This window comes from Streptomyces sp. NPDC052299 (genome assembly GCF_040679335.1).
Taxonomy (GTDB): domain Bacteria; phylum Actinomycetota; class Actinomycetes; order Streptomycetales; family Streptomycetaceae; genus Streptomyces.
Map to the genome: position 1 here is coordinate 118,551 of NZ_JBFAUP010000018.1, position 23,932 is coordinate 142,482.

The 23,932-nt window shown below is 73.6% G+C and carries 18 protein-coding genes; 9 read left to right on the plus strand and 9 right to left on the minus strand.

Annotated elements, in window-relative coordinates; all coding sequences use genetic code 11:
• Positions 1-118: 118 nt before the first annotated feature.
• The 6 genes from infB to AB0L33_RS27460 all read left to right on the plus strand — a co-directional run bounded on the left by infB (position 119) and on the right by AB0L33_RS27460 (position 9,793).
• Positions 119-3,181, plus strand: coding sequence for a translation initiation factor IF-2 (infB, locus tag AB0L33_RS27435; protein ID WP_365685675.1), 3,063 nt, complete (start codon positions 119-121; stop codon positions 3,179-3,181).
• Positions 3,182-3,318: 137 nt separating this feature from the next.
• The gene (locus AB0L33_RS27440) at positions 3,319-3,615 is read left to right on the plus strand and encodes a DUF503 domain-containing protein (RefSeq protein ID WP_365685677.1); all 297 of its coding nucleotides are present in this window, start codon (positions 3,319-3,321) and stop codon (positions 3,613-3,615) included.
• A 23-nt stretch (positions 3,616-3,638) separates the two neighbouring features.
• Positions 3,639-4,091: a 30S ribosome-binding factor RbfA gene (gene rbfA / locus AB0L33_RS27445; protein WP_161210327.1), complete on the plus strand. Its 453-nt coding sequence runs from the start codon at positions 3,639-3,641 to the stop codon at positions 4,089-4,091.
• Complete coding sequence (gene truB, locus AB0L33_RS27450) at positions 4,088-4,984, plus strand: tRNA pseudouridine(55) synthase TruB (RefSeq protein ID WP_365685679.1); 897 nt, start codon at positions 4,088-4,090, stop codon at positions 4,982-4,984. Before rbfA ends, truB begins: the two co-directional genes overlap by 4 nt.
• Before the next feature lie 206 nt (positions 4,985-5,190).
• Positions 5,191-8,790, plus strand: a complete 3,600-nt coding sequence (locus AB0L33_RS27455) for a serine protease (RefSeq protein WP_365685681.1) — start codon at positions 5,191-5,193, stop codon at positions 8,788-8,790.
• A 43-nt stretch (positions 8,791-8,833) separates the two neighbouring features.
• Complete coding sequence (locus AB0L33_RS27460; RefSeq protein ID WP_365685683.1) at positions 8,834-9,793, plus strand: bifunctional riboflavin kinase/FAD synthetase; 960 nt, start codon at positions 8,834-8,836, stop codon at positions 9,791-9,793.
• 46 nt (positions 9,794-9,839) lie between these two features.
• On the opposite strand, the gene AB0L33_RS27465 is transcribed toward AB0L33_RS27460, so the two are convergent.
• The 8 genes from AB0L33_RS27465 to eccE form a co-directional block, all read right to left on the minus strand.
• Positions 9,840-10,841: an ABC transporter ATP-binding protein gene (locus tag AB0L33_RS27465; RefSeq protein WP_365685684.1), complete on the minus strand. Its 1,002-nt coding sequence runs from the start codon at positions 10,839-10,841 to the stop codon at positions 9,840-9,842.
• Complete coding sequence (locus AB0L33_RS27470) at positions 10,838-11,863, minus strand: ABC transporter ATP-binding protein (protein WP_365685687.1); 1,026 nt, start codon at positions 11,861-11,863, stop codon at positions 10,838-10,840. Before AB0L33_RS27470 ends, AB0L33_RS27465 begins: the two co-directional genes overlap by 4 nt.
• The gene (locus tag AB0L33_RS27475) at positions 11,860-12,810 is read right to left on the minus strand and encodes an ABC transporter permease (RefSeq protein WP_365685689.1); all 951 of its coding nucleotides are present in this window, start codon (positions 12,808-12,810) and stop codon (positions 11,860-11,862) included. The genes AB0L33_RS27470 and AB0L33_RS27475 overlap by 4 nt, the downstream gene beginning before the upstream one ends.
• Entirely contained in the window at positions 12,807-13,886 is a 1,080-nt protein-coding gene (locus tag AB0L33_RS27480; RefSeq protein ID WP_365685690.1) for an ABC transporter permease, read from the minus strand. Before AB0L33_RS27480 ends, AB0L33_RS27475 begins: the two co-directional genes overlap by 4 nt.
• Before the next feature lie 100 nt (positions 13,887-13,986).
• On the minus strand, positions 13,987-15,858 hold the full coding sequence (locus AB0L33_RS27485; RefSeq protein ID WP_365685691.1) for an ABC transporter substrate-binding protein: 1,872 nt from the start codon (positions 15,856-15,858) through the stop codon (positions 13,987-13,989).
• A gap of 197 nt (positions 15,859-16,055) precedes the next feature.
• A complete protein-coding gene (locus AB0L33_RS27490) occupies positions 16,056-18,824 on the minus strand; it encodes an SCO5717 family growth-regulating ATPase (protein WP_365685692.1) in 2,769 nt (922 codons plus the stop codon).
• Positions 18,825-19,150: 326 nt separating this feature from the next.
• Entirely contained in the window at positions 19,151-19,870 is a 720-nt protein-coding gene (locus AB0L33_RS27495; RefSeq protein WP_365685693.1) for a hypothetical protein, read from the minus strand.
• The gene (gene eccE / locus AB0L33_RS27500) at positions 19,870-21,027 is read right to left on the minus strand and encodes a type VII secretion protein EccE (RefSeq protein WP_365685694.1); all 1,158 of its coding nucleotides are present in this window, start codon (positions 21,025-21,027) and stop codon (positions 19,870-19,872) included. Before eccE ends, AB0L33_RS27495 begins: the two co-directional genes overlap by 1 nt.
• 268 nt (positions 21,028-21,295) lie before the next feature.
• Here eccE and eccB point away from each other — a divergent pair, with 268 nt between their 5' ends.
• The 3 genes from eccB to AB0L33_RS27515 all read left to right on the plus strand — a co-directional run bounded on the left by eccB (position 21,296) and on the right by AB0L33_RS27515 (position 23,597).
• Positions 21,296-22,822, plus strand: a complete 1,527-nt coding sequence (eccB, locus tag AB0L33_RS27505) for a type VII secretion protein EccB (RefSeq protein WP_365685695.1) — start codon at positions 21,296-21,298, stop codon at positions 22,820-22,822.
• 79 nt (positions 22,823-22,901) lie between these two features.
• Complete coding sequence (locus AB0L33_RS27510; RefSeq protein ID WP_328902698.1) at positions 22,902-23,252, plus strand: hypothetical protein; 351 nt, start codon at positions 22,902-22,904, stop codon at positions 23,250-23,252.
• 39 nt (positions 23,253-23,291) lie between these two features.
• Positions 23,292-23,597, plus strand: coding sequence for a WXG100 family type VII secretion target (locus AB0L33_RS27515; RefSeq protein WP_365685696.1), 306 nt, complete (start codon positions 23,292-23,294; stop codon positions 23,595-23,597).
• A gap of 80 nt (positions 23,598-23,677) precedes the next feature.
• Here the strand turns inward: AB0L33_RS27515 and AB0L33_RS27520 are convergent, their stop codons facing one another.
• A complete protein-coding gene (locus AB0L33_RS27520; protein ID WP_328902700.1) occupies positions 23,678-23,911 on the minus strand; it encodes a DUF397 domain-containing protein in 234 nt (77 codons plus the stop codon).
• Positions 23,912-23,932 lie beyond the last annotated feature (21 nt).

Genomic DNA, 23,932 nt, shown 5'->3' on the forward strand with positions numbered 1-23,932 from the left:
CAGGTACCTCGCGAGTTGGAAGTAGGTCGAGATTGCGATGAGCACTCGATGAGTACGCGATGAGTACGCCCATGAAGTAGCGACGGTCCGGCGGTAACCCGGACCTAAAAGGAGCGAAGTGGCTAAGGTCCGGGTATACGAACTCGCCAAGGAGTTCGGTGTGGAGAGCAAGGTCGTCATGGCCAAGCTCCAAGAACTCGGTGAATTCGTCCGTTCGGCGTCCTCGACGATCGAGGCGCCGGTCGTGCGCAAGTTGACTGACGCACTGCAGGGGCCCGGCGGCAACGCCGGCAAGCCCGCTGCCAAGCCGGGCGCGCCCCGCAAGGCCGCCCCCGCCAAGCCCGCGGCGCCGTCTCCGGCCCCCGCGGCACGTCCCGCTGCCCCGAAGCCCGGCGCCCCGGCCCCCAAGCCGGCCGCCGCCGAGGCCCCCGGCAGCACCCCCTCGGCGCCGGCCCCCGGCCCGCGTCCGGGCCCGAAGCCCGCGCCGAAGGCCCCGGTCACGCCGGTGCCCGCCGCGGAGTTCTCGGCCCCGGCCCCGGCCCAGCCGGCCGCGCCGCAGGCCCCGCGCCCCACCGGCGCGACCCCCGGCCCCCGTCCCGCGCGTCCGGCCCCGTCCGGTCAGCAGGGTGGCGGCCAGCGCGACGGCGGCCGTGGCGGCGAGCGCCCCGCGCGTCCCGCCGGCCAGGGCGCCCCGCGCCCCGGCGCCCGTCCGGCCGGTCCCCGTCCGGGCAACAACCCCTTCACCTCCGGTGGCTCGACGGGCATGTCCCGTCCGCAGGCACCCCGTCCCGGCGGCGCCCCGCGTCCCGGTGGCGGCCAGGAGCGCCCCGGCGCCCCGCGTCCGCAGGGCGGCCCCGGTGGCGCCCCGCGCCCGCAGGGCCAGGCCGGCGGTGCCCCGCGTCCGACTCCGGGCGGCATGCCCCGGCCGCAGGCGCCCCGTCCGGGCGGCGGCCCCGGTGGTAACCGACCCAACCCGGGCATGATGCCGCAGCGTCCCGCTGCCGGCCCGCGTCCCGGTGGTGGCCCCGGCGGTGGCCGCGGTCCCGGCGGCGGCGGTCGTCCGGGCGGCGCCGGTCGTCCCGGTGGCGGCGGCTTCGCGGGTCGTCCGGCCGGTCCCGGCGGCGGTGGCGGCGGCTTCGCCGGCCGTCCCGGTGGCGGCGGCGGTGGCGGCGCGGGCCGTCCCGGCGGTGGCGGCGGCTTCGGCGGCCGTCCCGGCTTCGGTGGCCGTCCCGGCGGCCCCGGTGGCCGCGGTGGCACGCAGGGCGCCTTCGGCCGTCCCGGCGGTCCCGCGCGTCGTGGCCGCAAGTCGAAGCGGCAGAGGCGCCAGGAGTACGAGGCCATGCAGGCCCCGTCGGTCGGCGGCGTGATGCTGCCTCGCGGCAACGGACAGGCCGTCCGGCTGTCGCGCGGTGCCTCGCTCACCGACTTCGCCGAGAAGATCAACGCCAACCCGGCTTCGCTGGTCGGCGTCATGATGAACCTCGGCGAGATGGTCACCGCCACGCAGTCCGTCTCCGACGAGACGCTGAAGCTCCTCGCGGACGAGATGAACTTCGTCCTGGAGATCGTCAGCCCGGAGGAGGAGGACCGCGAGCTGCTCGAGTCCTTCGACATCGAGTTCGGCGAGGACGAGGGCGGCGACGAGGCCCTGCTGCCGCGTCCGCCGGTCGTGACCGTCATGGGTCACGTCGACCACGGTAAGACGCGACTCCTGGACGCGATCCGCAAGACGAACGTCATCGCGGGCGAGGCCGGCGGCATCACCCAGCACATCGGTGCCTACCAGGTCTCCGCCGACGTCAACGGCGAGGACCGTCGGATCACCTTCATCGACACCCCGGGTCACGAGGCGTTCACCGCCATGCGTGCCCGTGGTGCGAAGTCGACCGACATCGCGATCCTCGTGGTGGCGGCGAACGACGGTGTGATGCCCCAGACGATCGAGGCGCTGAACCACGCCAAGGCGGCCGACGTGCCGATCGTGGTCGCGGTCAACAAGATCGACGTCGAGGGCGCCGACCCGACCAAGGTGCGCGGCCAGCTCACCGAGTTCGGTCTGGTGGCCGAGGAGTACGGCGGCGACACGATGTTCGTGGACATCTCCGCCAAGCAGGGTCTGCACATCGACCAGCTGCTGGAGGCCGTCGTCCTCACCGCCGACGCCTCGCTCGACCTGCGGGCCAACCCGGAGCAGGACGCGCAGGGCATCGCGATCGAGTCCCACCTCGACCGCGGCCGCGGTGCCGTCGCGACCGTCCTGGTCCAGCGAGGCACCCTGCGGGTCGGCGACACGATGGTGGTCGGCGACGCCTACGGCCGTGTCCGCGCGATGCTCGACGACAAGGGCGAGAACGTCGAGGAAGCGGGTCCGTCGACCCCCGTCCTCGTGCTGGGTCTCACCAACGTCCCGGGCGCCGGCGACAACTTCCTCGTCGTGGACGAGGACCGTACGGCCCGCCAGATCGCCGAGAAGCGTGCCGCCCGCGAGCGCAACGCCAACTTCGCCCGCAAGGGTGTCCGGTTCTCCCTGGAGAACCTGGACGAGGCGCTCAAGGCCGGTCTGGTCCAGGAGCTCAACCTCATCATCAAGGGCGACGCGTCCGGTTCGGTGGAGGCCCTCGAGTCCTCGCTGCTCCAGCTCGACGTCGGTGAAGAGGTCGACATCCGGGTCCTGCACCGCGGTGTGGGTGCGGTCACCGAGTCGGACATCGACCTGGCGACCGGCTCCGACGCCATCGTGATCGGCTTCAACGTGCGCGCCGCAGGGCGTGCGCAGCAGATGGCCGACCGCGAGGGTGTGGACGTCCGTTACTACTCGGTCATCTACCAGGCGATCGAGGAGATCGAGGCGGCCCTCAAGGGCATGCTCAAGCCGGAGTACGAAGAGGTCGAGCTCGGTACGGCGGAGATCCGCGAGATCTTCCGCTCGTCCAAGCTGGGCAACATCGCCGGTGTGCTCGTCCGGTCCGGCGAGGTCAAGCGCAACACCAAGGCGCGCCTGCTGCGCGACGGCAAGGTCGTCGCGGAGAACCTCACCATCTCCGGTCTGCGCCGCTTCAAGGACGACGTCACCGAGATCCGCGAAGGCTTCGAGGGCGGTATCAACCTCGGCAACTTCAACGACATCAAGATCGACGACGTCATCGCGACGTACGAGATGCGCGAGAAGCCGCGAGGCTGACCCGTACCTCAACAGTCGGGGCCGGTCGACGGGACCTATTTCCGTCGATCGGCCCCGGCCGTTCCGTGTACGGTTCTTGTGTCCCCGCCGATCATCGGCGGGGCGCGAACCCGAACCGGCGGGACATCCGGACATACATGTATGTGGGGACACTGTCCTTCGACCTGCTTCTCGGCGACGTACGGTCGCTGAAGGAGAAGCGCTCCGTGGTCCGTCCGATCGTCGCCGAACTCCAGCGCAAATACGCGGTGAGCGCGGCGGAGACGGGCGGCCAGGACCTCCACCGCAGGGCCGAGATCGGCCTCGCCGTGGTCTCCGGGGAGACCCGGCACCTCACAGACGTACTCGACCGGTGCGAGCGCCTCGTCGCCGCCCGGCCGGAAGTGGAGCTGCTGTCCGTACGACGGCGGCTGCACAGTGACGAAGACGACTGAGCAAGGCATAAGGAGACGGACCAGTGGCCGACAACGCGCGGGCTAAGAAGCTGGCGGACCTCATCCAGGAGGTGGTCGCCGGGAAACTGCAGCGCGGCATCAAGGACCCGCGCCTGGGGACCCACGTGACGATCACGGACGTCCGCGTCACCGGTGACCTGCGGGAGGCCACGGTCTTCTACACGGTCTACGGCGACGACGAGGAGCGGGCCAGCGCGGCGGCCGGTCTGCAGAGCGCCAAGGGCATCCTGCGGTCGGCGGTCGGCTCGGCGGCGGGGACGAAGTTCACCCCGACGCTCACCTTCGTGGCCGACGCCCTCCCGGAGAACGCCCGGGCCATCGAGGACCTGCTCGACCGGGCGCGGGCCTCGGACGCCAAGGTGCGCGAGGCGTCCTCGGGCGCCACGTACGCCGGCGACGCGGACCCGTACCGCAAGCCGGAGGACGAGACCGACGAGGACGCAGCCTCCGAATGACGCAGAACAAGACGCCGGACGGCCTTGTCATCGTCGACAAGCCGTCCGGCTTCACTTCGCACGACGTCGTCGCCAAGATGCGCGGCATCGCCCGCACCCGCCGCGTCGGCCACGCCGGGACCCTGGACCCGATGGCGACCGGCGTGCTCGTGCTCGGCGTCGAGAAGGCCACCAAGCTCCTCGGCCACCTCGCGCTGACCGAGAAGGAATACCTGGGCACGATCCGGCTCGGCCAGAACACCGTCACGGACGACGCGGAGGGCGAGATCACCTCGTCCGCCGACGCCTCCGGGGTGACGCGCGAGGCGATCGACGCCGGGGTGGCCGCCCTGACCGGCGACATCATGCAGGTGCCGTCGAAGGTCAGCGCCATCAAGATCGACGGCAAGCGGTCCTACGCGCGGGTGCGCGGCGGCGAGGAGTTCGAGATCCCGGCCCGGCCGGTGACCGTCTCGTCCTTCCGCGTCTACGACGTCCGCGAGGCGGTCGCCGAGGACGGTACGCCCGTGCTCGACCTGGTCGTCTCGGTGGTCTGCTCCTCGGGGACGTACATCCGGGCCATCGCCCGTGACCTCGGCGCCGGGCTCGGTGTGGGCGGCCATCTGACCGCCCTGCGGCGGACCCGCGTCGGCCCGTACGGGCTGGACGCCGCGCGCACGCTGGACCAGCACCAGGAGGAGCTGACCGTGATGCCGGTGGCCGAGGCCGCCGCGTCGGCGTTCCCCCGCTGGGAGGTGGACGAGAAGCGGGCGAAGCTGCTGCTGAACGGCGTACGGCTGGACATGCCCGCGTACCCGCAGGGGCCGGTCGCCGTCTTCGGGCCGGAGGGGCGGTTCCTGGTGCTGGTCGAGGAGCAGAAGGGCAAGGCCAAGAGCCTCGCCGTCTTCGGCTGACCGGGCCCCGGCGCCTTCGCCGGACCCTCATCGTGGAGCGGGCGGAGCCCCCTGTGCCCGCTCCACGATCCCCCACCCATTTCTGTCCGGCGAACGCCCCGGATTCACCCCAACGGGCAGGCGCTCGGAGTGAATCAGGGGGGTGACGGGGGCGCTTTCGCCCGGAGTGGTCCGCGCGGGGATCTTCGGCGGCCTACCGTCGGATCATGGGATGCGGGGACCGGGCGACGCTGGTACGACTGTGCGATCCGGCCGGCCGGCCGCGGGGGACCGGCTTCGTCGCCGACGACCGGGGCACGGTCGTCACCAGCCACGAGGCCGTCGACGGGCTTCCGCACCTCGTGCTGCACGGCACCGACGGCCGCAGCCACCACGTCGAGGCCGCCGACATCACCGCCGTGCCGGAATGGGACCTCGCCCTCCTGCCCACCGGGGGCCCCGACACCCTCGGCGTCCGGCCGCTGCCCATGTGCGTGCGCGAGCGAATCGACCCCGGTACGTATGTGACGGTCGCCGCGCACGGCCTGCGCGAGGCGCGCGTGCTGGGCCGCACGCCGGTCACGTACACCAGCCGCGGCCGCACCCACCGGATCGACCGGGCGCTGGAACTGGCCCTCGGCACGGACGGCAGCGACGCGCTCCGGCTGGGCGGCGCGGCGGTCGGCGGACCCGTGCTCGACCCGGACAGCGGAGCCGTCATCGCCGTCATCGGGCTCGCCCTGCGCGCCTCGCACGCCACCGCAGGCTGCGCCGCGCCGCTGGCCGGGGCGCCCGCCGACGGGCCGCTGGGCGAGCTGCTGCGGCGCAACGCCGCCACCGTCCCCGGCTACGGCCCCGATCTCAACCTCGCCGGGGCCCTCCAGCTCACCGCCATGTCCCTCGGCTCGGCGGGCGGCCCGGACGAGCGGCACGAGCCGGTGGAGCGGCCCGACGTCCGCGCCGAGTCCGAGGCGTTCGCGGCGGCCGGACCGGACGCGCCCGCCGTGGTCCTCGGCCTCGTCGGCGAGCCGGGCACCGGGCGCACCACCGAGCTCGCCGCCCTCGCCGCGCGCCGGGCGACCGGGCCGGTGCCCGCGCCCACGCTGTGGCTGCGCGGGGCCGACCTCCTCGCGGAGGACACCTCCGTCGCCGACGCCGTCGCGCGCACGCTCCAGCAGGCCGGGCGCATCGTCGGCGCCGCCGGAGCCCCGGGCGACATGGCCGTCGCCACGCCCGAGCGGGTCGCCCGGCTGGCCGCCGCCGCCGGCGTGCCCCTGCTGGTCCTGTTGGACGCCCCGGAAGAGATGCCGCCCGTCCTCGCGCACCGGCTCGCCGACTGGACCACCGGCACGGTCGGCTGGCTCCGCGAGAACGGCGCCCGGCTCGTCGTCGGCTGCCGCCCCGAGCACTGGGAGACGGCCGGTGCGCTCTGCCCGCCCGAGGCCCTGCACCGGCCCGCCAGGCCCGCCCGGCGGCTCCCCCCGGCGGTCCGCGTCACCGACTTCACCGCCGGCCAGGCCGAACGCGCCCGGGAAGGGCTCGGCCTCCCGCCCGACGCCCTCGCCGCCGGCCACGACCGTCATCCGCTGACCCTCCGCCTGCTCGCCGAGGTGCGCGGGGCCCTGCCGCCGGACACGGCCGGGCGCCCCGGCACGGAGGAGGTCTTCGCCGCCCACCTCGACCTGCTGTGCCTGCGCATCGCCGTCCGCATCGCGGCCGGGAGCCGCCCCGGACCCACTGCGGTGCGGCGCCTGGCGGCCCGGGTGGCCGGACAGGTCCACGAGGCGGCCCGGCGGTGCCTCGGCCCGGGGCAGGGCGAGCTGGACCGGGCCGCCTTCGAGGAACTGTTCCCCTGGCGTACGGGGTGGGCCCCGGCGGTCCTCACCGAAGGGCTCCTGGTCCCGGCCGGCGCGGGCTACCGCTTCGCGCACGAGGAGGTGGGGGACTGGATTCAGAGCACGCACCTCGATCTGGACGCCGCCCTGCGGGCGCTGGTGCACCGGTGGCACGCGGAGCCGGCGGAGGACGACGCCCGGGTGCCGCGTCCCCGCCGGGGCGCACCCGAAGCGGACCCGGCGCCCGCCGGACCGCGCAGCCTGCCCGTCCCCCGGCACCGGATCGGCCCGGTCATCCAGGCCCTCCTGCTGCTGGCCCGCCGCCACGGCACGGCCGCCCTGGCCCACCGGCTCGCCGACCTCATCGACGCGCTGGACCGGCTGCCGGAGGGAGCCGCGGCGGCCTGCGGCGGGGACCGGTCCCACTCCGATCCGCGCTGGTGGGCCGCGCGCCTGCTCGCCGAGACGCTGCTGAGGGTGCCCGACGCCCGCCCCTACCTCGGCGTGCTCCGGCTGCTCGCCGGGCGCGTCGTGCGGAGTTCCGCCGAGGCGGGCGAGGGCGGGGCGCGCGGGGCGTACGCGGACTTCGGGCCCTGGTTCTGGCAAGGGCTGCGGCTGCCCGAGACGGACCGGATGGATCTTTTCCGCCGCCTCGTCCCGGCGGACGGGCCGCCGGGAGAGGGGGACGGCGACACGCGGTTCCTCGACACCGTCGCCCGGCGGCTCGCCGACCGTCCGCGCACGGTGCAGCCCCTCCTGTGCGCGTGGTTCACGGACGAACGGGCACTCGCCGCGGCGCCGGACTCCTCGGTGCACCCCACCGTCGCCGCCGCCGCGCAGGCCCTGCTGTACGCCCGCCGCGACCTTGCCGTCGATGACCTGGCCGACGCCCTCGTCGACGCCGGGCACCCCCGGGCCGAGGAGCTGCTCGTCGCGCTCGCCGAGGACGAGCCCGCCGCGCTCTGCCGGGCCGTCGAGCGGTGGGCCGGGGACGAGGACCGGCGCGCCCGCCGGGTCGCCGCCGTCTCGTACGCGACGCTCCTCGCCCCCCGGCTGACCCTGGACGAGGACCGCGACCGGGTGCGCCGGGGCGTGCTGGCGGTGCTGGCACGCCCGGCCGACAGCGAACTGCACGGGCCCGTCCTCGCCCTGCTCGTCGCGGACCCCCGGACCCGGGCCCGGTATCTCCCGCAGGCCGTCCGGGCCTTCGTCGCCGAGGGCCCGCAGGACGTGCGCGTGCCCGCCGCCGCGCTCGCCGCCGCCCTGCCCACGCACGCGGACATCGTGGTGACCGCCTACCGCGACCGGCTCGCGCGGCCGGACCAGGGTGCGGGCGAGGTACTGCGGACCCTGGCCGGGATCGACGCCCCGGAACTCGCGCTGCACGCCGCCGGACTCGTCCGCGCCTACGCCGAGGGCCACCCGGAGGACACGGCGCACACCGCCGCCTACCTCGACCGCCGCCTGGAGCACGGGCCCGCCGCCCGCGCCCTGCTCCTGCCGCTGCTGACCGGGCTGCTCCGGGACCGACCGGCGGCCGCGCCGGTCCGGGGATCGCTGGCCGCGGTGCTCGCCTCGCCCGGCAGCCCCGCCTCGCAGCCCACCCGGGACGAGCTCCTGGAGGTGCTGCTGGACGCCGAGCAGCGCGGGGGGACCCCGGACCCGGTGGTCCTGGAGGCGCTGCTGCGGGCCGCCGCCGCCGGATGCGCCGGGAGGTCGCCGGTGCGCACCCGGGCGCTGGTGCACCGGACCGGGATGCTCCTCGTGCGTACCCCCGAAGGAGCCGCCCTGTTCGACCGGCGGCTCGTCGCGCTGGTCCGTGACGTCCCCGGGTTCGGCGCGCTGGTCGCGGGGTGGCTGGCCGAGGCGCCGCAGGAGTGGGCGGCCGTCGTCGGGCCCAGCGCACGGCGCACGGTGGAGGCGCTGCGGGCGCCGATGACCATGCCGATGCAGGCCGCAGGGCGTGAGCATGGCAGTCTTAGACCTGCGTAAGCGAGATATCCACGTACACAGGTTCGGGCGAGGAGCGGTCAGAGTGCAGCGCTGGCGAGGCTTGGAGGACATCCCCCAGGACTGGGGGCGCAGCGTCGTCACCATCGGCTCGTACGACGGGGTGCACCGCGGACACCAGCTGATCATCGGCCGCGCCGTCGAGCGGGCGCGTGAGCTGGGCGTGCCGTCGGTCGTCGTGACCTTCGACCCGCACCCCAGCGAGGTCGTCCGGCCCGGCAGCCACCCCCCGTTGCTCGCCCCGCACCACCGGCGCGCCGAGCTGATGGCGGAGCTGGGCGTGGACGCGATGCTGATCCTGCCGTTCACCACGGAGTTCTCGCGGCTCGCCCCGGCCGACTTCATCGCCAAGGTGCTCGTGGACAAGCTGCACGCCCAGCTGGTCATCGAGGGCCCCAACTTCCGTTTCGGCCACAAGGCCGCGGGGAACGTCGAGCTGCTGGCCGAGCTGGGCGCCGAGCACGACTACCGCGTCGAGGTCATCGACCTGCGGGTGAGCGGCGCGGCGGGCGGCGGCGAGCCGTTCTCCTCCACGCTCACCCGGCGCCTGGTGGCCGAGGGGGACGTGGCCGGAGCCGCCGAGATCCTGGGCCGCCCGCACCGCGTCGAGGGCGTCGTCGTCCGGGGCGCGCAGCGCGGCCGCGAGCTGGGTTTCCCCACGGCCAACGTCGAAACCCTCCCGCACACCGCGATCCCCGCCGACGGCGTCTACGCCGGCTGGCTGCACGCCGACGGCGAGGCGATGCCCGCCGCGATCTCGGTGGGCACCAACCCGCAGTTCGACGGCACCGAGCGCACGGTGGAGGCGTACGCGATCGACCGCGTCGGCCTCGACCTGTACGGCCTCCACGTGGCCGTGGACTTCCTGGCGTACGTACGCGGGATGCTGAAGTTCGACACGATCGACGACCTGCTGGTGGCGATGGCCGCCGACGTGAAGCGGTGCGGCGAACTGGTCGCCGCAGCCGAGGCCGGACAGGACTGACCGCACGGGGTTCCCGGCCGGGCCGGCCGGGAACCCCGTAGGCCCGTCAGGACGTGGGCGCGGCCACCTTCGCCGTGGCCCAGTGGCACGCCACCTGGGTCTCCCCGCCGCCCGACAGGATCGGCAGGTCCCGCGTACGGCAGGCGTCCGCGACACCCGCCCGCTCCGCCTCGCCCGAGGCCAGCACCTGGCAGCGGGCGTGGAAGCGGCAGCCGGACGGCACCCGGGACGGGTCCGGCGGCTCACCCGTCAGCACCACCGGATCGCCCGGCGCCTCCGGCAGCACCGACAGCAGCGCCTGGGTGTACGGATGGCGCGGGGCCGTCAGGATCTGCTCGACGGCGCCCGTCTCCACGATGCGGCCCAGATACATCACGGCGACCCGGTCCGCGATGTTCCACGCCAGCCCGAGGTCGTGCGTCACCACCAGCGCGGAGAGCCCCAGCTCCTCGCGCAGCTTGAGCAGCAGCGCCAGGATCTCGCCGCGCACCGACGCGTCCAGCGAGGCGACCGGCTCGTCCGCCACGATCAGCTCCGGCTCCAGGACCAGCGCCCCCGCGATCACGACGCGCTGGCGCTGACCGCCCGACAGCTCGTGCGGGTAGCGCAGGAAGAAGCGCTCCGGGGGGCGCAGGCCGGCCCGCGACAGCGCGTCGTGCACCGCCTGCCGCTCGTCGCCCGCGTAGCCGTGGATGCGCAGTCCCTCGGCCACCGCGTCGTACACCGTGTGGCGCGGGTTCAGCGAACCGCTGGGGTCCTGGAGGACCAGCTGGGCGCGCTTGCGGTACGCCTTGAGCGCCCGGCTCCCGTAGTCCAGCGGCTTCCCGTCGAACGTGACCTGACCGGCCGTCGGCGTGACCAGGCCCAGCAGGGAACGGGCCAGCGTCGTCTTGCCGCACCCCGACTCGCCGACCAGGGCGACGATCTCGCCGGGCCGGATGTCCAGGTCGACCCCGTCCACCGCACGCGCCGGCTCGGCCCCGTGCCGGCCGGGGAAGGTGATCCGGAGCCCCTGCGCGCTGAGCAGATCCACGGGGGTCGTCGTCATGATGTGCTCCTTGCTTCCTCGGCGCCCGGCAGGACCGGCGCCGCCCCCTCCGGACCCACTAGCACGCACGCGGCCTGCCGCCCCGGGCCCGCGTCCCGCAGGGCCTGGTCCTGCGTGGCGCAGGAGTCCAGGGCCAGGGCGCAGCGCGGGTGGAAGGTGCAGCCGGCCGGCAGCGCCGACGGGTCGGGCGGGTCGCCCGGCAGGCCCTGCGGCGCGAACCGGGACGAAAGGTCCCCGATGCGCGGGAAGGCGCCCGACAGGGCCCTGCTGTACGGGTGGTGCGCGCTCTCGTAGACCTCGGACGCCGGGCCCTGCTCCACGACCCGGCCCGCGTACATCACGGCCAGCCGGTCGCAGGTGTCGGACAGCACCGCCAGGTCGTGGCTGATCATGATCAGGCCGAGGTCCTGCTCGGAGACCAGCTCCTCGATCAGGCGCAGGATCTGGGCCTGGATCATCACGTCCAGGGCCGTCGTGGGCTCGTCGGCGATGATCAGGCCCGGGTCGCAGGCGAGCGCCATCGCGATCATCACGCGCTGCCGCTGCCCGCCGGACAGCTCGTGCGGATAGGCGTCCACCCTGGCGGCGGGCAGCCCCACCTGTTCCAGCAGCTCACCGGCGCGCATGCGCGCGGCGGCCTGGGTGACCTTCTTGTGCAGCAGGATCGGCTCGGCGATCTGGTCCCCGATGCGGTGCACGGCGTTCAGCGAGTGCATCGCGCCCTGGAAGACGATGGAGGCGCCCGCCCAGCGGACGGCCCGGACCTGGCCCCACTTCATCGCGAGGACGTCCTCGCCGTTCAGCAGGATCTCGCCGGTCACCTTCGTGCCCGCGGGCAGCAGCCGCAGCAGGGCCAGCGCCAGTGTGGACTTGCCGCAGCCGGACTCCCCGGCGATGCCCAGCTTGCGCCCGGCCTCCACCTCGAGGTTCACGCCGCGGACGGCCTGCGCCCCGCCGGCGTACGTCACCGTGAGGTCGCGTACCTCCAGGAGAGGCGTCTTGCGGATGCTCGTCGTGCTCAACGGGCCACCCCCAGCTTGGGATTGAGGACGGACTCGATCGCGCGGCCGCACAGCGTGAACGCCAGGGCCACCAGGGCGATGGCGATGCCGGGCGGCGCCAGGTACCACCAGTCGCCGGCGCTCACCGCACCCGCGGCGCGCGCGTCCTGGAGCATGCTGCCCCACGAGGTGATGGTCGGGTCGCCGAGGCCGAGGAAGGCGAGGGTGGCCTCGCTCAGGATCGCGCTGGAGATGGCCAGCGTGGTCTGGGCGAGCACCAGCGGCATCACGTTCGGCAGGACGTGCCGCACCATGACGTGTCCGTGGCCGCCGCCCAGCGCGCGGGCGCGCTCGATGTACGGGCGGGACTCCACGGCGAGGGTCTGCGCCCGCACCAGGCGTGCGGTGGTCGGCCAGGTCGTGACGCCGATCGCGATGATGATGGTCCACAGGGAGCGGTCCATCACCGAGGCGAGTGCGACCGCGAGGACCAGCGTCGGCATCACGAGGAACCAGTCGGTCACCCGCATCAGCACCGTCGAGTACCAGCCGCGGAAGTGGCCCGCGACGATGCCCACGATCGTGCCGATGGCGACGCACAGGAACGCCGCGAGCAGCCCCACGGTCAGCGAGACGCGCGCGCCCCACACCAGGAGCGCGAGCACACTGCGCCCGAACTGGTCGGTGCCGAGCGGATACTCGCCGCTCGGCGATTCGAGCGCGCCGCCGGACGCCTCGGTGACGCTCTCCGAGTCGGCGCCGACCAGCTGGGGCGCGGCCAGGGCCACCAGGGCGATCAGGATCAGGGCGGCCAGGCCCCACATGCCGCCCTTGTGGCGGCGGTACTCCCGCCAGAAGCGGGCCGCGGACTGGCGCTTACGGGCCCGGGCCAGGGCGCGGGCGCTCCGGACGGGCTCGGGCGGGGCCGACGCCGGGGTCGGCGTGGGCATGGAATCGGTCGTGGTCATCGGCCCACCCGGGGATCGAGCAGCGGATACAGCACATCGGCAAGGGTGTTCGCCAGGATCACCGCGGTGGCGAAGACGAAGAACAGGCCCTGGACGAGTGGCAGGTCGGGGGTGCTGAGGCCCTGGTAGAAGAGGGAGCCGAGGCCCGGCCAGGAGAACACGGTCTCCACCAGGATCTGCCCGGCGACCACGTGCCCCAGGTTGACGAACATCAGCGTGAAGGTGGGCAGCATCGCGTTGGGCACGGCGTGCTTGCGGCGCACGACGTCGTCCCGCAGTCCCTTGGCGCGGGCCGTCGTCAGGTAGTCGCTGCCCATCTCGTCCAGCAGCGAGGACCGCATCACCAGCAGCGTCTGGGCGTAACCGACCGCCACCAGGGTGATCACCGGCAGCACCATGTGATGCGCGACGTCGATGACGTAGTCGAGACCGCTCGTGTCACCGGATGACATCCCGCCCGTCGGGAACATGCCCGGGATCGGGCCGACGCCCACCGAGAAGACGATGATGAGGAGCAGCCCGAGCCAGAACGACGGCACCGAGTACAGGGTGAGGGCGAGCGCCGTGTTGAACCGGTCGCCGGCCGAGCCGTTGCGCCATGCGGTGCGGGTGCCGAGCCAGAGGCCGATGAGGCTGTAGAGGACGTAGGCGGTGCCGGTGAGCAGCAGGGTCGCCGGCAGTTTCTCGACGATCTTGTCGATGACCGGCGCGTGGTACGCGTACGAGTCACCGAAGTCGCCGGTCAGCGCGTCTCCGATGTAGCTGGTGAACTGCTGCCACATCGGCTGGTCGAGACCGAACTGATGGCGCATCGATTCCAGCTGCTCGGCCGAGACGCGCCGGCCGCCCGTCATCTGTTTGACGGGGTCGCTCGGAATGAGCCGGAAGAGGAAGAAGCTGGTGACCAGAACCGCGAACAGCGAGACGACGGCGCCCGCGATCTTGGCGGCCACATATTTCAGATAGGCCGTGGTGTTGCGCGCCCGTGGACCGCGTGCGGCCGAGGGGCCGGCCGGAGGGCCGTCCGTGGCCGCGTCCGCCTGTTGCACGAGCGCCGGAGTGCTGTCAGCTGTCATGGGGAACTCTCGTTACTCGTGTTCGTGCCTGGAAAGAACCGGCCGGCGCGGGTCGGTACCGCACCCGCGCCGGCCGGTTCCTCGCATCCCGTTCGAGAACCTACTCGCGATCGTCCGCGGTGGTGCGGCGGCGCCGCGAGATCAGGAAGCCGCCACCTGCGAGGACCACCACCGCCACCACGATTCCGATGATCACACCGGTGGAGGAGCCGGAGCTGCTGCTCTCCGAGCCGCCGTTGCCGCTCGCGGGCACGGCCGACCACCAGCTCCAGTAGCCGTCCTGGCCGTAGATGTTCCCGGCCGCCTCGGGCATGGTCGTGATCGACTTGATCTGGTCGGTGCGGTACGCCTCGACCGCGTTCGGGTAGGCCATGACGTTCATGTACCCGGAGTCGTACAGCCACGACTGCATCTGCCCGACGATCTCGGCCCGCTTGGCGGGGTCGTACTCGGCGAGCTGCTTCTTGTACAGCTCGTCGTACGACTTGTCGCAGATGAAGTTGTCGGTGGCCGCGCTGGCCTTGGCCTTGGTGGGCAGGGCGGCGCAGGTGTGGATGCCGAGGACGAAGTCCGGGTCCGGGTTGACCGACCAGCCGTCGAAGGCGAGGTCGTACTCACCGGCGTACCAGGGCACGGAGACGTCGTCCAGGCAGTCGACCTTCAGCCCGATGCCGAGCTTGCCCCACCACTCCTTCAGGTACTTGCCGACCGCCTTGTCGTTCGGGTCGGTGGCGTGGCACAGGATGCGCAGGTCGAGCGGCTTGCCGTCCTTGCCGACGCGCTGGTCGCCCTTGAGCTTGTAGCCCGCCTCGTCCAGCAGCTTCGCCGCCTTGTCGGGGTCGTAGTTCAGCGCCTGGTCGGCGGAGGGCTCCCAGGCGTACGCCGAGAAGCGCGGCGGGATGTAGCCCTTGCCCTCGACGGCGTGGCCCTGGAAGACCTTGTCGATGATCGTCTCCCGGTCGATCGACAGGAACAGCGCCTGGCGCACCTTCTGGTCCAGCAGCGCCTTGTTGCCGTTGCCGAACTTCTTGCCGTCCTTGGTCTGCGCGCCGGGGTTGGTGGCCAGCGCGTAGAAGCGGCGGCCGGGGCCCTCGTTGACCTTGACGTTCTTGTCGCCCTTGAGCGAGTCCGCCTGAGCGGGCGTCAGCGCGGGCGAACCGGCGACGAAGGAGACCTCACCCTTGCGCAGGGCGGCGACGGCGGCGTCCTGGTCCTTGTACGTCTTGAAGACCAGCTCGTCGAACTTCGGCTTCCCGCGCCAGAAGTCCGGGTTGGCCTTGAGCTTCACATACTGGTCGACCTTGTAGTCCGTCAGGATGAACGGGCCGTTGCCGACGATGGGGAACTTCGTGTCGTTGTTGAACTTCGAGAAGTCCCCGACCTTCTCCCAGACGTGCTTCGGCACTATCGGCACGTCGAGCGCGGCCATGGTGGCCTGCGGCTCCTTGAGCTCGATGACCAGCTTCGTCGGACTGGGGGCGGTGACCTTCTTGAAGTTGGTGACGAAGCTGCCGTTGGCCTGGGCCGCGGCCTCGTCGTCCATGATCTTGTTGAACGTCCAGGCGGCGTCCTCGGCGGTCGCCTGCTGCCCGTCGGACCACTTGGAATCGCTCCGAATGGTGTACGTCCACGTCAGCTTGTCGGCGGAGGGCTCCCACTTGGTCGCCAGACCGGGGATGGCGTGGTTGTCCTTGGCGTCGTAGTTCGTCAGGAAGTCGTACATGAGCCGCGAGACGCTGGTGCTCAGCAGCTTCTGGGCGAGGAACGGGCTCAGGGAATCGACGCTTTGCGCGACCGCGACGGTCAGCGTCTTGTTGCCGCTGTCGGCCGCCTGCGCCTGCTGGGGCGCGGCCCCGAGGGGCATTCCCGGCACGATGGACCCGGCTGCGAGAGCGAGGGCGGCGGCACCGGAGGCCAGGAGCACACGCAGACGTGAGCGTGGCGGGGAGGACGGTGGAACTCTTACGACCATGGTCTGGGACCTCGCGTCATGACTCGCACGGGAAAGGCGTGTTGAACTTCGGTTCGCCGGCTGGTGTTGCGAAGGTTTATCAGCGGTGGTCGAGCCGCGTCAACGGTCCCCGAAACGGCGTGTGGTCTGCGGATATGCCAAAAGGGTCCGCATCGCGGAGGCGATGCGGACCCTCATTGGTTCAGACCTCTGACGCCTTACTGCTGAGGCGCTGGCGGAGGCTGCTGCTGCCATCCGGCGGGTGGCACGGGGCCTTGCAGCTCGGGGTGGGCGGGCTGACCGGGCTGGTCACCCTGGGGCTGGGGCTGCTGGTACGGCTGCTGCGCCTGCGCCGGGGGCTGCTGCTGCCGGCTCTGCCCTGCGCCGGGGCCCGGCTGCGGGGGATGGGGCTGCTGGCCGCCGTACGGCTGCGGCTGCTGGGGCTGCTGATAGGGCTGACCGGGTTGCTGCGGCGCGTACGGCTGTCCGGGGTACGGCTGCTGGGGCTGCTGCTGCGCGTACGGCTGCTGCTGACCCGGGACCTGCTGGCCCGGGACCTGCTGGCCGGGGACCTGCTGGCCCGGAAGCGGCGGGGCGTACTGCGGCGGCGGGCCGCTGCCGTCCGACGTCCACAGCCCCTGCTGCTGCTGGGCGCGCGCGAAGTCCTCGGCGACCAGTGCGGAGAGGTTGAAGTACGCCTCCCGGGTCTTCGGCCGCATCATGTCCAGGTCCACCTCCGCACCGGCCGACAGGTGCTCGTCGAACGGGACGACGACCACCCCGCGGCAGCGCGTCCGGAAGTGCTGGACGATGTCGTCCACCTTGATCATCTTGCCGGTCTCGCGGACGCCGGAGATCACGGTGATGGACCGCTGGACCAGCTCCGCGTACCCGTGCGCCGACAGCCAGTCCAGCGTCGTGGACGCGCTGGAGGCGCCGTCGACCGAGGGCGTCGAGATGATGATCAGCTGATCGGCCAGGTCCAGCACGCCGCGCATCGCGCTGTACAGCAGGCCGGTGCCGGAGTCCGTGAGGATGATCGGGTACTGCTTGCCGAGCACGCCGATCGCGCGCCGGTAGTCCTCGTCGTTGAAGGCCGTGGAGACCGCCGGGTCCACGTCGTTGGCGATGATCTCCAGCCCGGAGGGCGCCTGAGAGGTGAACCGCCGGATGTCCATGTACGAGTTGAGGTGCGGGATCGCGTGCACCAGGTCGCGGATGGTCGCCCCGGTCTCGCGGCGCACCCGTCGGCCCAGCGTTCCGGCGTCCGGGTTGGCGTCGATGGCGAGGATCTTGTCCTGCCGCTCGCTGGCCAGGGTCGCCCCGAGTGCGGTGGTGGTCGTGGTCTTGCCGACGCCGCCCTTGAGGCTGATCACCGCGATCCGGTAGCAGGACAGCACCGGCGTGCGGATGAGCTCCAGCTTGCGCTGCCTCTCCTGCTCCTCCTTCTTGCCGCCCAGCTTGAAGCGCGAGGCGCCCGAGGGGTTACGGCTGCTCCGGGTCTTCTGCTTGCCGCGGATGAGCCGGTCGGAGGTGAGCTCCACGGCCGCGGTGTAGCCCAGCGGGGCGCCGTGCGCGGAACGCGGGGCGGGGGTGGGCCAGGAGGTGCCGGCCCGGGGGTCGACGGGCTGCTGGGGCTGTTCGGGCTGCTGCTGTTCGGGCTGTGGCTGGACCTGTGCGGGGAGGTTCGGCGCGCCGCTGCCGGCCGATGGGGCCGCGGTGCCGTGGGCGGGCGTGCCTTGGGCCTGGGCGCTCTGCGGGAAGCCGTAGCCGCCCTGGGGCTGGGGCTGGGGCTGCTGCTGCGCGGACCAGGGGGCCTGCGGCTGCGGGGCCTGGGGAGCCTGCGGGGCCTGGGGCGCGGACGGCTGCGGGCGCTGCGCCGGGAGGTTGGCCGCCGGGAGGGGCTGCGGCGCCTGCTGCGGGAAGCCGTAGCCGGACTGCGGGGCGGCGGGCTGGGGCCGGGCGGGCTCGGGCTGCTGCGGGGCCTGCGGCTGCTGGGCGGCGGGCTGGAAGGCGGGCGGCAGCGGCGGGAGACCGTCCCGCGCGGGGGCGGCCGGCGCCCAGGGGGACGGTGAGGAGTCCTGCGGCGCGCTGTCCGGCGGCACGTCGCGGGGTGCCGCGTCCGGGGTGGCGTCGTTCACGGCAGCGGCGGCGTCCGGCGCGGGGGAGTCCGCCTCGGCGGAGCCGGCGGGGGTCTCGTCGGAGGGCGCGGGCTCGGTGGGAACGGGCTCGGCGGGCAGGGGCTCGGAGGGCACGGCGTCGGACGGTTCCGCGGCAGTCGGCTCCGCGCGGTGCGACTTCAGGCTGTACGGCTCCGAGGACGCGTCGGCCGGCGCGAGGCCGACGCGGTCGCCCTCCTCGCTGTCCCCGGCGACCGGGCTGTCACCGGTCTCGTCCGAGGGCTTCGGCGTCGTCGCGGCCTCCTCGGGCTCGAAGTCGAAGACCCTGCCCAGAACGTCGTCCCAGGACTCCTCCGCATCCGCGCTCGGCGTGCCCGCCTCTTCGTCGGCCGAAACCGCACCGGCCGCCTTGGCGTCGTCGTCGGCACCGGACGGCGCGGCGCCGCCCGCCGCCTCGGCGTCCGTCTCCGCCTCGCGCTCGGCCCGGTCCCGCGCGGCCCGGTCCCGCTCCTCGATCTCCCGCTTCAGCGCGGAGGCCGAGAACCGCATGGTGGCGCCGCTGTCGAGGTCGCCGGTGTTTGGGGCACCCGCGTCCACGGGCTCCGCCGGGGCCGGGGCCCAGTCGGGGTCGAAGCCGCGCTGCGCGGGAGGCGGGGGGAGCGGCACGGGGTCCCCGCTCGGCGGCGGGGGCGATGCCGGCGACGCACCGGCGCCGCCCAGGGAGTCGCCCGGCGCGTTCTGCGTGTACCAGGCGGGCGGGGTGTAGTCGATGGTGAACTCACCCGTCGTCTCGGCGGGCTCCGCGTCGGACGACTCGTCGACGGGCTTGTCCCAGCCCCCGCGCATCTCGTCCCGATCGCCGTTCACTTTGCCTCCTGGTGTGGTCGAGCACCCTTGTGCCGTGGTGGGTGGGGGCGTTCCCGTAACGCGAACCGCCCGGCTCTCCCCCTGGGACGCGCATGGCCTGCCCACAGGTTCTCCGCCGCGTCCGGACCCAGCCTAAACGCCATGGGCCCCGCCACGGCAGGCCGTACGGGACCGCGAACGCTGTCCCGTACGTCACGTAGTGCACCCAAGTGGACCGAGTGCGACGGGGAGTGAAACCCAAAGCGGTTAAATGCGTACAACTGCCCTGCGATGTGCATCCGTCGCGCCTCGGAGTGAGCCCTCGCGATCCCCAGGGCGTACGGCCATCAGTCCACCCGGCGTGCGGCGCCCAGCAGTCCCGTCTCCGCGTCGGTCGCCCGGGTCGTGATGAGGCGGCTCTCCCGCCGCGTGCACCAGAGGGTGGCCCCGTCCGCGAGGGCGGGCAGGGCGCGGACGGCGGCGGCCGGCAACCGCAGGAGGCGCCCCGCCGCCTCCGCCTCGTCGGGTGACACCCGTTGCACGCCCACCAGCGACGCCTTCTCGACCGGCCCGACGGCGGCGGGCCCCAGATACGGCAGCAGGGTGAGCACCGACTGCCAGGGTGCCGGCACGGCCCGCCCGGGCGGCGGGCGCATGCCGCAGTCCCGCACGACGACGACCGGCGAGGCCGCCGAGGCGCCCAGCGGCGGCAACCGGCCGACCTCGTGCAGCGCGACGCACCCGCTGTCACCGGCGGCCCGGGCCAGGCTCGCCCAGGCGTGCGCCCGCCCCGTCTCCACCGCGATCCGCGCACCCGTCGCCGCCGTCCGCAGCGCGAGCACCTGCGCCGTCCACAGCCCGCCGACGAGCGCGATCTCGTACGGGGAAGGGCGGTTGACGCCGAGCACGGCCGGGAAGCCCTCCTCGTCCACGCCGATCACCACCCCGTCGTCGCCCACCGGCACGTGCAGCGAGGCGAGTTGCCGCGGCCCGATGGTGTAACGCCGTCGGCGCGGACCGACCGGCCCGAAGCCCAGCCGGCCCCGCATCCGTCCGGGCGCCGCCATCAGCGTGCCCCGCCCAACGGCAGGGTGGCCAGCACTCCGGGCAGCTGCTCGCGGTCCAGCCGCACGAGCGAGACCCGCACCCCGCGCGCGACCCGCTCCAATTCACGGCGCGCGGCCCGGAGTTCCTCATCGGTGCGCGCGCTCACCCGCAGGTGCCCCGCCGCGGCCACCTCCTGCCGGTCGCCCCGCGCCAGCGTCAGGCTGAACGTCGTGGCCGACGCCGGGACCGAGGTGAGCAGCGCGACCAGCCGGGGCATCGGCACATCACCGGAACGCGGCCACCTGCGAACCCAGTACGCCGTGTGCCGGTGCCCGTCGCAGCTCCATGTCCGCGAGGTCTCCCGGGTGCGACGGACGGTCCGCGCGGCACCATCGGCCCGGGGCGCGCCGGTCGCGTCCATGCAGGCCGCGGTGGTGAGCGCGGCCCCCAGCTCCGGCTCCGTCAGCACGGTCGCGTGGAACCCCGCCCCGGTCAGCCGGCCGGACAACTGGTCGGCCGCCCGCAACAGACACCGCTGCGCCCCGCTGAGACCGCCGCCGCGCATGCGTACGGCCTCCGGGCAGAGCTCCGGGTCCAGCGTCAGCGTGACCCAGGTGAGCCGCACCGCCGGTGACCCCGTACGCGCCTGCAGAGGCGCGTAGTTGAGCGTGGCGACCGCGTCCCCGTGCAGGTGCGGGGCCGGGGCGGGCCGGGTGTGCTGCACGATCCGTGCCGACTCCAGGCGGATGCCGTCGACGTCCATCGCCTCCCGGACGAGCCCCGGCGGCAGCGGCCGCACGCTCCGGTCCAGCCGTAGCACCGTGTCCTCCGCGTCCACCCGCACCACCACCGTCAGGTGCGTACCGTCGACGGCCATGCCCACCGGCCGCCGGTCCCGGTGCGTGAACGAACAGGTGCGCAGGGCCGGTACGCACTCCGTCAGCGCTGCCACCGCGCCTGCGCCGGCAGGCATCCGCGAGGCGGCCCTCCGGTTCCGCAGCCGGAACGCGACGACCGTGGCCAGCCAGGCCGGCAGCGAACGGCGACGCCTGCGCACGACGGCGAGGACCACGAGCAGCGCCGCCATCAGGCCCGCAGGCCCCAGGAGCGCGGGCCCGGCGACCTGCGCGCACAGCAGGACCGCCACCGCCACTTCGAACAGAACCAGCTGTTGCAATCGAAAAGAGCCGATCGGCCCGGACCGCCGGTTCAGCCGTGCCCCGCCCCTGTACGCCATCGCGCCCTGCCCCTGTCCGCGCCGTTCCGGCCCGTGCCGCACCCGTCCCACCGAGCTCTCCGGCGGAAGCGCCCAGCGTACCGGCCCACGGTCAACACCCAGGTGCGGACGGCATAGTGGACGCGGAAAGCGGGAAGCCCCGGCCGAAGCGCGGACGGCGGGCGCCCGCAGGTGTGCGGTGCGGGCGAGAGGGAAGGCGGGCCGGGCCATGGTGACCCGACGGGACCAGCTGAATGCGTACACATTTGCGAAGCGAAGGGCCCTTGCCGCCTTCCTTCAGCCCTTACCGGACGGGTCCGGCGAGGGCGCCCCGCGCCCCCTGCGCGCCGTTCTCCCCGGAGTGCTCACCGGTGCCCTCCTCCTCTCCGGGTTCGGCGCGTACGGCATGTTCCGTCCGGTCGCGCCCAAGGGCTGGGACCGCCCCGGCGCCAAGGTCGTCGTCGGCAGGACGTCGACCACCCGCTACGTGGTGCTCACCACCGGCCGCGGCGCCCATCGCCGTACCCGGCTGCACCCCGTCCTGAACCTCGCGTCCGCCCGGCTGCTGCTCGACCCCGGCGACTACGGCGTCGTCCACGTCGCCGACGACGTCCTCGACGCGGGACGGCCCCCGCGCGGACCGGTGGTCGGCATCCCGTACGCCCCCGACCGGCTCCCCGGCGAGCGGGACGCGGGCACCGCCAAGCGATGGGCCGCGTGCGTACGGCCAGGAGGCGGAGGCGCCGGTGCGCGGAAGGCGGGCTTCGTCCTCGCCGCCCGCGACCACCGGCTGACGGAGGGCCCGAACCGGCTCACCGGCGGCCAGGTCCTCTACGTACAGGACCCGCACGGCACCCGGTACCTCGTGGACGCCCGGGGCACCAAGTACCGCGTGGACGAGCGGCCGGGCGACCTCGGACACCTCACCGACGCCCTGGTCGGCCGCGCCCGCCCGCAGCGCGTCACCGGCGACTGGCTCGCCACCCTGCACACCGGCAGCCCGGTCGCCTTCCCCGTGATCCCGGGCGAGATCGGCGCCCCCGCCCGCGTCGAGGGCCACCTGTCCGCCCGCGAGAACCGCATCGGCGCGGTGCTGCGGACCAGGACCGGCGCGGGCACCGCGTATCACGTGGTGCTCGACGGCCGGGTCCGGACGGTCTCCGAGTTCACCGCCTGGCTGATCGTCAACTCCCCGCAGACCGCCGCCCTCGACCAGGCCGGCACCGCCTACCCTGCGGGCCTCCAGGACTTCGTGCCCGACCGCGCGCCCTTCGCCGGCCAGGCCGCGCACTGGCCCGCCCGCAAGGCCGTCCGCGTCGACACCGCGCACCGGAGCACCGTCTGTTCCGTACTGCGCGCGACGGACGACAGGGGGCGCACCACCCTGAGCACCTGGGCCGGCACCACCTATCCCGCCGCCGTCGGCGCGGGCGGCACCAGCACCTACGTCACCCCCGGCAGCGGGCTCCTCTACACCCGGGCCCGGGGCCGCCGGGCCGGGTCCGACGGATCACTCTTCCTGGTGACGGACAGCGGATTGCGGTACGCGGTTCAGGGGAACGGCGACGGCGGTCACGGTGGCTCCGCGCTGCCCGCCGACGGCGCTTCGCACGGTCCGGGGCGGCCCGGCGAGGCACAGACCCGGCTCGGCTACGAGGACGTGGAGCCCGTCCCCGTACCGGCCGAGTGGTCAAAGTTCCTTCCCCGCGGTCCACGGCTCGACACCTCCGCCGCGCGCCGCCCGCAGGGCTCCTGACCGGGCGGCGATCCGGCCGGGAGGGGACGCCCGACTGGCTAGCCTGAGCCGCCTGTACGGCAGAGAGAGAGGACCTCGTATGACCAGCCCCACGGGTGGATTCGCGCTCGCCGACGATCCGGTCGTCCAGGCCAGGAACAAGATCGTCCACACCGCCGAGGCGGTGTCCCGGCAGGCCCGCGAGCTGGCCGACGTCCTCGCGACGGTGGGCGCCGGCTGGACCGGCGCGGGCGCCTCGGGGTTCACCTCCGCACAGCTCGTGGTCAACGAGGACCACGACGAGATCCGGCGCCTCCTCGGCGTACTGCTCAACGCCGTCGACGGCACCAGGAACCTCAGCAACGCCAACGACGAGGAGGTCCGCGCGGCCTTCAAGGCGGTACGCGAACCGGCCTCCGCGGGCGGTTCCTCCGCCCTGAACGGCGTCTGAACCGGGCGCCGTTCCCCGAACACGACCAGAGGAAACCCGATGGGGCACGACCCGCACACCAAGGTCAGGTACGAGAGCGTCCAGGAGGTCGCCAACCGCATCCGCGCCGTCTCGCGGAACATCTGCCGGGACCTGGAGGAAATGGACGGCGCCCTCAAGGTCGTCACCGACACCTGGGACGGCCAGGCGCACGCCGAGTACGTCGCCCTCCAGGGCAAGTACCGGAGCAAGGCCGACCACATGAGGGCCCGGCTCGACGAGGTCGCCAGGCTCATCGAGACCGGCAAGGACCACTACCGGGCGACGGACCTGCGGTCCTCACGCCTGTTCACCGAGGCCTACTGACCGGCGCGGGGCGTACCGGCCCCGGACACGGGAAAGGGGCACGCTCACCCGAACGTGCCCCCACGCCTGCTCCGCGACGACTACGGAAGGTCGAACTCGCCGTCCCGGGCGCCCAGGACGAACGCCTCCCACTCGGCCTCCGTGTACCTGAGCACCGTGTCCGGGTCCAGGGAGGACCGCATGGCCACCGCGCCGCCGGGCAGGTGTGCGATCTCGACGCGCTCCTCCTCCTGCTCGGTGCCGGGAGCGCACAGCCACTTCACCCCCGAGATGTCGAGTGCGTACAGCTCGTCCTTCTCAGCCTGCGTGCCCATCGTGAGGGCTCCTTTCGTACC

Bases quoted from the DNA above. Each gene is read 5' to 3' on its own strand.
- AB0L33_RS27440 (WP_365685677.1), top strand. From the start codon at position 3,319: ATGTATGTGGGGACACTGTCCTTCGACCTGCTTCTCGGCGACGTACGG.
- truB (WP_365685679.1), top strand. From the start codon at position 4,088: ATGACGCAGAACAAGACGCCGGACGGCCTTGTCATCGTCGACAAGCCG.
- AB0L33_RS27455 (WP_365685681.1), top strand. From the start codon at position 5,191: ATGGGATGCGGGGACCGGGCGACGCTGGTACGACTGTGCGATCCGGCC.
- AB0L33_RS27465 (WP_365685684.1), bottom strand. From the start codon at position 10,841: ATGACGACGACCCCCGTGGATCTGCTCAGCGCGCAGGGGCTCCGGATC.
- AB0L33_RS27475 (WP_365685689.1), bottom strand. From the start codon at position 12,810: ATGACCACGACCGATTCCATGCCCACGCCGACCCCGGCGTCGGCCCCG.
- AB0L33_RS27480 (WP_365685690.1), bottom strand. From the start codon at position 13,886: ATGACAGCTGACAGCACTCCGGCGCTCGTGCAACAGGCGGACGCGGCC.
- AB0L33_RS27485 (WP_365685691.1), bottom strand. From the start codon at position 15,858: ATGGTCGTAAGAGTTCCACCGTCCTCCCCGCCACGCTCACGTCTGCGT.
- AB0L33_RS27495 (WP_365685693.1), bottom strand. From the start codon at position 19,870: ATGGCGGCGCCCGGACGGATGCGGGGCCGGCTGGGCTTCGGGCCGGTC.
- eccB (WP_365685695.1), top strand. From the start codon at position 21,296: ATGGTGACCCGACGGGACCAGCTGAATGCGTACACATTTGCGAAGCGA.
- AB0L33_RS27510 (WP_328902698.1), top strand. From the start codon at position 22,902: ATGACCAGCCCCACGGGTGGATTCGCGCTCGCCGACGATCCGGTCGTC.
- AB0L33_RS27515 (WP_365685696.1), top strand. From the start codon at position 23,292: ATGGGGCACGACCCGCACACCAAGGTCAGGTACGAGAGCGTCCAGGAG.
- AB0L33_RS27520 (WP_328902700.1), bottom strand. From the start codon at position 23,911: ATGGGCACGCAGGCTGAGAAGGACGAGCTGTACGCACTCGACATCTCG.